Here is a 593-nt window from a genome sequence, read left to right on the forward strand (position 1 = left end):
AGTTGCTAACGTTAGGCCTTTATCGATAGCGGCTGAGTAAATAAATGGTTTGATACTAGAACCAACCTGACGCACGGACATGGTTGCGCGATTAAACTTGCTGTGAACAAAGTTAAAACCACCTACTAGTGACAAAATGCCGCCATTTTCAGGATTCATCGCGACAAATGCGGTGTTCGCGCTAGGCACTTGGCTTAGCTTCCAGCTGCTTTGAGTGTTGCCATCTTCATCGGTGGTCGTTAGCTCGCGAACCCAAATTTGTTCACCTGCAGCTAAAACCTCTTGTGCAGATTTTGGCGTTGAACCTTGACGGTTATCGGTGAGGAATTTGCGTGCCCAGTTCATGCCAGTCCAAGGGATGGTTTGTGCGTCGTTATTTTTCACAACAACTTGCGCTGTTTTGCCTTCCACTTTTGTCACGACAGCAGGGTAAAGATCGCCGTAAGTTGGCTGGCCTTTTAGATGCTTCTCAATTTGTTCTGCATCCCAAGCGGCTTCCCCTTCTTTCCACAACACTTTTTCTGCGCCGCGGTAGCCATGACGCTCGTCATAAGCCATTAGGTTGTTTACCGCAGCCTTATTGGCAGCGTCTT

General features: G+C 48.1%; 1 protein-coding gene. It reads right to left on the reverse strand.

All coding sequences use genetic code 11. The features are described 5' to 3' along the window. On the reverse strand, positions 1 to 593 hold a 593-nt coding region (locus tag R7E78_RS28470), incomplete at both ends, for a penicillin-binding transpeptidase domain-containing protein (RefSeq protein WP_318058927.1).

Source organism: Vibrio sp. YT-19(2023) (genome assembly GCF_033337395.1).